We start from the raw sequence: 6,544 nt of genomic DNA, 5'->3' as shown, positions 1-6,544 counted from the left end.
GGCATGGTGGTTCTCCTATCGATTTTGCTGGTTGGCGGTTGCCAGGTTCGTGTTGCTTGGGTGTGAAGCAATCTTGTTCCCTTTGCTCGATAGCGTCCAAGACCGATATACAATCCATTGCATTGGTGTTCCCTATAGATGTGGGTCGAAGATCATGAACGATGAAAACCCGCAGGCGCTGTTGCTGATCCCCGACGGCTATCCGGTCTGGATCGACGTGGCGCAGGCAAGTGTTGAAGGGGCGGGCACGGCCATGCGGTTTGTCTTGCCCTTGCAGGCTCACAACCTGCCGTTGATGCACCGGCGGGAAAGCAAACTGGTGGTGGCGCTCAAGGGTGAACTGGATATTCGTGCCGGACGGCAGCGGATCGCGTTGCTTCGCGAAGGAGAGGCGATAAAGCTCGAGCCAGGAATCGCTCACCGTATTCATCAGCACGGAGCGGGGCCGAGCACGGTCGGTGCCGTGTTATGGCCGGGCGCGGTGGAGCAAGCCTTTCGCGAACTGGCGGCGGCCGCCCTGCAAAACACTTATCGTCGTGACGACATGATTGAAATCCTCGCCCGTTACGATGTGGTCTGGGCCACTGAATCTCATGGACAGGGTCCTGAATCGAGCACAGTTCGGCCGTTCCGGGATTGGCTGGCCGACTTGCCGGAGGCGTTGGCGAAGCGGTTGGCGGCGAGTTGGGAATTTGTGCACTGACTTGGGTCATGGTTGCACGGTTTTCGCTTAATCAATGACTGAAACGCGAGCGAGGCCAACTGCTCGCCTGGATCGTTATCGAGCGTTTATGCATCAATGTTTTTATTAACTGGCTTTGAGCTCTGGTGGTTTGAAAGTGCAACGGTTTAGGCAATCAAACCTGGATTCGAAGAGATTAAAATGCGCATCAGTCGAAGTGGGCGATGAAGATACTCGGCCACTTGCGCGCTGTAACTAATACCGTTGATGCACCAGTTACAAAAGTGCTCGCAGTTGTTGGACAGTATTTTGTATTGCGACTCTCCGACCCTGGAAAGCGCTCGGACAATGATCTCGTCGCTGGAAAACACCGATTGTTCCTGATGTACCCAGACCGAACTGCCGTTGCCGAAATGATCGAGGTCCGTGACTTCGATCGGCCCCGCTTGCAGTGATGCACTCAAGCCCGAGTAATGAGCGACCTTGCCATTGCCAAGGTAGATGCCGTGATGAACGTAGAATTTGCGAGGGCTCACCAGGTGCGATCCTGCGCTCAGGTGATCAGCGTTGCGTACTAAGGATGTCTCAGGCTTCGAACTGGCTTCACCGTAAGTTGAGTCACTGTCACCGGTACAACCCTGCGAACGGTTTTCAAAAAAAGGATCGATCCAGTTTGAATCACACTCCATATTGACCACTGCCGAGTTCAAGAAAATCGAACCGAGTGAGGATGCGATGCCGATTGTTTTCACCAGTAACTTGTTCATGATGAATGCCTCTGGAGCCGTTGAAAGTAGAATATCCTTTCAAGGGCAAACAGGCAGTCGTGCATAGGTTTGTCACCCATAGCCACTTTATATGCGTGTCTAATACTTCAGTGTTATTCGTTTGATGCTGGCAGATGAGCGTCGCTGTTGCAGGGTTTGTATCAGAACGTATCCCCACAGCCGCCAGCCAACTGCGCATACAAAACCCGGGGCAGCCCGACACGTGCGAGACACACCATTGCCCCGAAATGGCTGCACCGCACGAGCGGACCCAACCACGGCCTTTACCGTGCACCTGACCGGAGAAATTCAATGTCTGTTTTCAACACTCGCAAAACCGTCGGCATCCTTGGTGTCGCACTTGCCGCCGCTGTTTCCCTTTCTGCATTCACCGGGATGGCACAGGCTCAAGAGGCGCCCGCGGCAAAGAGCTGGCAGACAGGGCTGCATCGCACCGACCTGGTGAAACGCGACCTGGGGGTTTCCGATCGTGAGGTGATTCAGGTTCGCGTGGACTTCGAACCCGGTGTCGCAGCGCCCAAGCATTCTCACCCGGGCGTGGAGGTGGCTTACGTCATCACCGGCACCTTCCAGTATGAACTCGAAGGGCAACCGACGGTGACGCTCAACGCCGGTGATTCCCTGTACATCCCGGAAGGCACCGCGCACATCGCGACGAACATCGGCAAGACCACCGGCTCGGAACTGGCGACCTACATCGTCAAGAAGGGCGAACCGCTGGTGAACCTGCAGAAGTAACTTGCACTGTCGGCCGCCTGCGGGGCAGGAGGCCGAGCCTTCGTTTCGCGTCGAAAACGGCGCGAATGTCGGCAGTCAGATCAAAAATCCGACCACCTGCGCACCACTCCCATCCTGTGCGCCCGCAATCAGATGCATCGGCACCTGCTGCTGATGCTCAAGCGTCGGCATCTCGATGCTGCCCACGATCTGAAGCGGTCGCTCGCTCAACCCGGTCGCCTCTGCTTCCTTTGCCTTGGCCATTCTCGCGTGGTTCGCTGCGATTTCATTGAGAGTTGACACGATACATCTCCGGTGACTGACCAAGCGTATTGCTGGTGTCCTTAAGCGTTAGTTTGAGGTGCTGCCGTGTCAGAATTATGTCGTTCTGTGGCCGCTACGCCCGCCTGTGCAAGCTGCAAGCCAGACATGGCTCAAGGCTGCGCGCCTCGTTTCGTTTACGACGAAAGGTTATGCGACAACCCGGAGCCGGGTTGGCAGCGACTACAACCGGTACTTGATAACGATGCCTTTGAGCTTGCGTCCTTCGATGGCCCTTGTATCCCGCGCCCACAACGGGCCGTTCACATAGGTGCCCACTCTGCCGATGTGGTCATAGACCACTACCACTGCGTCGCCCCCGAGCTTGGCGGCCTCTTCGCGCAGTTTCTGTTCGACTTCGGTGATCGGCGGCGCAGGATCGACGCTGGCATCGATCAGCACTTCGCCCAGGCGAATGTGCGGGCGCAGGGGTTCGGAACGCAGCACCACGACCTCGCTGGGCAGGGTCGGTGCAGGGTGTTCTACGCCCACATACGCGGTGGTCTCGGCGTCGACGGTGGCACAGCCATGGAGCGCCAGGAGCGTGGCGATGAGCCCGCCTGCCAGGAGCGAAAATTTGACGTTGTTCGACCAGGACGCGACGGGCATGGAGAATGTCCTCCGGGCAATCGGCTGCTGTGCGAGAGCGGATAAGGTTCACGTTAGCAGACGGTCGGGGAGTGTCCAGAAAGCCCGATCCTGAGAGAAATGAAAAACCTTGTGGCGAGGGAGCAAGCACCCTCGCCACAAGGTTTGTTACTGATCCTTTTCGCAGTTGACCATCCACGACACGCCAAAGCGGTCGACCAGCATGCCAAAGCGCGCGGCCCAGAAGGTCGCCTCCAGTGGCATCTGCACGCTGCCGCCCTCGGCCAGCGCTGTAAATACCCGCTGCGCTTCGGCGATGCTGTCGACATTCAGGGATATCGAACAACCACTCATGTCATCGGTGGGGCGGTCGGGCGTGGTGTCCGAGCCCATGATGGCCTGATCGCCCACGGCCAGACGCGTATGGATGATCAGGTTATGCAGGTCCTTGGGCACATGCTCGGCGGCAGGGGTTTCACCGAAGGTCATCATGGCTTCGATCTGGCCGTTGAGGCTTTGGGCATAGAAGGTGAACGCGGCTTTGCAGTCGCCGTTGAAAATGAGGTACGGGTTGATTTTCATGATCAGGCTCCCGGTCATTGAAGGGATACATCGGATTGGACGCGCGGTGCAGTGGCGAATTCCGATGGGATTGACCGAACAATTAAAGACCTGAATGCACGTCTGGGCGAACCGCTCTCTGTAGGAGCGAGCATGCTCGCGATGGACTTTAACGATGACGCGGGAAATCAGAGGCCCCCTATCGCCCTCAGGTTTTTCGCGAGCAACCTCGCTCCTACAGTAGAGCTGGGCTTGCCAGACTGATAGGCGTGTTCGCACGCCTCGGCGCCAACAACCGCTCGATGGCACCGCTCACCATACTCTCCAGCAGGTCATCGTGCTCCCGCTCATCCAGCGCGTGAGGTGACAGCCAGGTTGGAGCGGTATTGAGCAATGCCGCAATCGCATGCCCGGCCGCCACCAACGCCGGCTCACTGAAACGAGAGCGAACCCCCAGCACCTTCAGCAACCGCCGCTCATACTGCTCGCGCAACTGCCGAACCCGAGCCTGTTGCTCTTCATTCAGGCAGCCGCTGTCGCGTTCCACCAGGCGAAAATGCCAGGGCATGTCGCGGTTAAGGTCCAGGTGCGCACGGATCAGGCTGTTGAGTCGGTCGCGTTTGGCCAGGGTTTTCTGCTCAATGCGTCCGAGGGTGGCCAACAACTCTTCGTAGAACTCTTCGATCAAGTCCAGCAACAAGTGCTGCTTGCTCGGGTAATGGTGATACAACGAGCCCGGGGACAACCCCAGGCACGTGGCGAGTTCACGCATGCCGACCTGACCGAACCCCTTGCTGGCGAACAACTCCAGCACCTTGTCCCGGTACTCGGCAAAACGTGAACAGCGCTCAGGCATAGGCATGGAAGCCGCGCCCCGTTTTGCGTCCCAGGTAACCGGCGGCGACCATTTCCCTGAGCAACGGCGCCGGGCGATATTTGCTGTCGTTGAAGCCCTCGTAGAAGGCTTCAATGATGGCCAGCAAGGTGTCCAGGCCGATCAGGTCTGCCAGGGCCAACGGGCCGATCGGCTGGTTGCAGCCCAAGCGCATGCCAGCATCGATGTCTTCGGCGCTGGCCAGACCTTCCTGGAACACCAGGATCGCTTCGTTGATCATCGGCACCAGAATCCGGTTGACCACGAACCCCGGGCGGTTGCCGGCGGTGATCGCGGTTTTGCCCAGGGCCGTCGCCATGTCCAGCGCCAGGGCGTGGGTGGCGTCGCTGGTTTGCAGCCCGCGGATCACTTCGACCAGGCCCATTACCGGCACTGGATTGAAGAAGTGCAGGCCGATGAATCGCTCAGGCTGGCTGACGCTGGCGGCGAGCTGGGTGATCGACAGCGAAGAGGTGTTCGAAGCGATGACGCAGTCGGTGCTGACCTGGGCGGCGATCTGCTGCAGTACCCGCAGTTTCAGTTCGAGGTTTTCGGTGGCGGCCTCGATCACCAGCTGCGCGTTGCTCAGGCTGCTGTAGTCGGTGCTGGTGCGGATCTTGTCCAGGGCGGCGCTTTTCTGTTCCGGGGTCAGGGTTTCCTTGGCCACCTGCCGATCAAGGTTTTTGCCCACGGTCGCGACGGCTTTTTGCAAGGCGCTCTCGGAGATGTCGAGCAGGGTCACGTTGAACCCGGCCAGGGCGCAGACCTGCGCAATACCGTTGCCCATGGTGCCGGCGCCGATCACGCCGATGTTTTGCAGATTCATCTTGCCGTCCTTTTCAAACCCTTGCGATACCTTGGCCGAGGTGACGGCCGAAAGCGTACTATTGCCGCGAGTCTAGAGCTGGTGGGTCGGTTGTCCTATGCCGAAACTGTTCAACGGCGCTGGCGTTTTTTGCCATGACCAACGAAAGGGAGCGTTGCATTCACATGCGGGAAAAGGACTCGGTGGCCGCCTATTTCGTGCAGGCAATGATTCGCGGGCTGGGGGATCAACCACTGCGGGTGCGGGCCGTGCTCGAAGAAGCCGGGATTGATCCGATGCTGGTGCAGCAACCCACGGCGCGGGTGCCGGCCAGCGCGTTTGCGGCGTTGTGGCTGATTCAGATTCGCGAATTGAATGACGAATTCTTCAACCTCGACTCCCATGGCATGCCGCCGGGCGCTTTCGCCCTGATTTGCCGCGCCCTGATTCAGGAGCCCGATCTGCACAAGGCCATGCGCCAGTGCCTGGCCAACTTCGGCCTGTTCCTGCGCGACTTTCGCGGCACCCTGACGGTGCGCGGCAAACGGGCGGTCATCAGTCTGGACAGTCAGGCGGCGAACGCAGACGTCAGCCGTTTTGGCGAAGAAACCTTTCTGGTGCTGATGATCAGCCTGTTGTGCTGGCTGGGCGGGCGCCGCATCCCCATCGACCGTGCGGACTTCCGCCATCGACGTGTGTCCCTGAGCGACGACCCGTTGCTCTGGGGACCGAACCTGACCTTTGGCGCCGAGCGCACCGAAATCGAATTCGCCAGTCACTACCTGCGCCTGCCGGTGGTGCAGGACCTGGCGTCGCTCAAAGTGTTCCTGCGTACGGCACCGCAATGGCTGGTGATCCGCTTTCGCAACCAGCACGGCCTGGCGTCACAGGTGCACCAACGCCTGCGCAACAGCCATTACAGCGACTGGCCGACCCTGCAGGATTTCGCCCTTGAACAACACCTGAGCCCCAGCACCTTCCGCCGCAAACTCGAGCGTGAGGGCTGTTCCTACCAGGAGATCAAGGACGAAGTCCGCCGCGCCGTGGCGTTCGAGCAACTGCGCCAGAGCCGGGCCAGCATCAGTGATATTGCCGAGCACCTGGGTTTTCAGGAGCCGAGCGCGTTTCATCGGGCGTTCAAGAAATGGACGGGGGAGAGTCCGGGGCGGTATCGGGCGCGGTTTCAGGCGTGAGTGGCGTGAGGCTTC

The 6,544-nt window shown here is 59.2% G+C and carries 9 protein-coding genes; 3 read left to right on the top strand and 6 right to left on the bottom strand.

The genetic code is table 11. The features are described 5' to 3' along the window. The coding region (locus B0W55_RS20340; protein ID WP_218189767.1) for a hypothetical protein at positions 1 to 703 on the top strand (703 nt) is incomplete at its 5' end. 146 nt (positions 704 to 849) lie between these two features. Here the strand turns inward: B0W55_RS20340 and B0W55_RS20335 are convergent. After that, positions 850 to 1,449 (bottom strand): lecithin retinol acyltransferase family protein, encoded by a 600-nt coding sequence (locus B0W55_RS20335; RefSeq protein ID WP_077047706.1) that lies wholly within the window; start codon positions 1,447 to 1,449, stop codon positions 850 to 852. A gap of 312 nt (positions 1,450 to 1,761) precedes the next feature. Between B0W55_RS20335 and B0W55_RS20330 the strand changes: the two genes are divergently transcribed. Then, positions 1,762 to 2,208 carry a cupin domain-containing protein gene (locus B0W55_RS20330; RefSeq protein WP_077047705.1) on the top strand — a complete coding sequence of 149 codons (447 nt, stop codon included), beginning with the start codon at positions 1,762 to 1,764 and terminating at the stop codon, positions 2,206 to 2,208. Between the two features lie 75 nt (positions 2,209 to 2,283). Here B0W55_RS20330 and B0W55_RS20325 read toward each other — a convergent pair whose 3' ends face one another. The 5 genes from B0W55_RS20325 to B0W55_RS20305 all read right to left on the bottom strand — a co-directional run bounded on the left by B0W55_RS20325 (position 2,284) and on the right by B0W55_RS20305 (position 5,357). After that, positions 2,284 to 2,490 (bottom strand): hypothetical protein, encoded by a 207-nt coding sequence (locus B0W55_RS20325; RefSeq protein WP_077047704.1) that lies wholly within the window; start codon positions 2,488 to 2,490, stop codon positions 2,284 to 2,286. A 201-nt stretch (positions 2,491 to 2,691) separates the two neighbouring features. Further along, positions 2,692 to 3,117, bottom strand: coding sequence for a hypothetical protein (locus B0W55_RS20320; RefSeq protein WP_077047703.1), 426 nt, complete (start codon positions 3,115 to 3,117; stop codon positions 2,692 to 2,694). Positions 3,118 to 3,264: 147 nt separating this feature from the next. Next, positions 3,265 to 3,678 carry a VOC family protein gene (locus B0W55_RS20315; RefSeq protein WP_077047710.1) on the bottom strand — a complete coding sequence of 138 codons (414 nt, stop codon included), beginning with the start codon at positions 3,676 to 3,678 and terminating at the stop codon, positions 3,265 to 3,267. Positions 3,679 to 3,892: 214 nt separating this feature from the next. After that, the gene (locus B0W55_RS20310; RefSeq protein WP_077047702.1) at positions 3,893 to 4,519 is read right to left on the bottom strand and encodes a TetR/AcrR family transcriptional regulator; all 627 of its coding nucleotides are present in this window, start codon (positions 4,517 to 4,519) and stop codon (positions 3,893 to 3,895) included. Further along, positions 4,506 to 5,357, bottom strand: a complete 852-nt coding sequence (locus B0W55_RS20305) for a 3-hydroxybutyryl-CoA dehydrogenase (RefSeq protein WP_077047701.1) — start codon at positions 5,355 to 5,357, stop codon at positions 4,506 to 4,508. The genes B0W55_RS20310 and B0W55_RS20305 overlap by 14 nt, the downstream gene beginning before the upstream one ends. A 164-nt stretch (positions 5,358 to 5,521) precedes the next feature. Here B0W55_RS20305 and B0W55_RS20300 point away from each other — a divergent pair, with 164 nt between their 5' ends. Then, positions 5,522 to 6,529 carry an AraC family transcriptional regulator gene (locus B0W55_RS20300; RefSeq protein WP_077047709.1) on the top strand — a complete coding sequence of 336 codons (1,008 nt, stop codon included), beginning with the start codon at positions 5,522 to 5,524 and terminating at the stop codon, positions 6,527 to 6,529. Positions 6,530 to 6,544 lie beyond the last annotated feature (15 nt).

It is taken from the genome of Pseudomonas sp. KK4 (genome assembly GCF_001984065.1).
Taxonomy (GTDB): Bacteria; Pseudomonadota; Gammaproteobacteria; order Pseudomonadales; family Pseudomonadaceae; genus Aquipseudomonas.
Note: the sequence above shows the minus strand (reverse complement) of the source record. Positions and strands in the feature narration are given on the sequence as shown.

What these genes read in the sequence shown, in the direction of transcription:
- B0W55_RS20300 (WP_077047709.1), top strand. Translation starts at nt 5,522, where the DNA reads ATGCGGGAAAAGGACTCGGTGGCCGCCTATTTCGTGCAGGCAATGATT.
- B0W55_RS20315 (WP_077047710.1), bottom strand. Translation starts at nt 3,678, where the DNA reads ATGAAAATCAACCCGTACCTCATTTTCAACGGCGACTGCAAAGCCGCG.
- B0W55_RS20305 (WP_077047701.1), bottom strand. Translation starts at nt 5,357, where the DNA reads ATGAATCTGCAAAACATCGGCGTGATCGGCGCCGGCACCATGGGCAAC.
- B0W55_RS20330 (WP_077047705.1), top strand. Translation starts at nt 1,762, where the DNA reads ATGTCTGTTTTCAACACTCGCAAAACCGTCGGCATCCTTGGTGTCGCA.
- B0W55_RS20335 (WP_077047706.1), bottom strand. Translation starts at nt 1,449, where the DNA reads ATGAACAAGTTACTGGTGAAAACAATCGGCATCGCATCCTCACTCGGT.
- B0W55_RS20320 (WP_077047703.1), bottom strand. Translation starts at nt 3,117, where the DNA reads ATGCCCGTCGCGTCCTGGTCGAACAACGTCAAATTTTCGCTCCTGGCA.
- B0W55_RS20310 (WP_077047702.1), bottom strand. Translation starts at nt 4,519, where the DNA reads ATGCCTATGCCTGAGCGCTGTTCACGTTTTGCCGAGTACCGGGACAAG.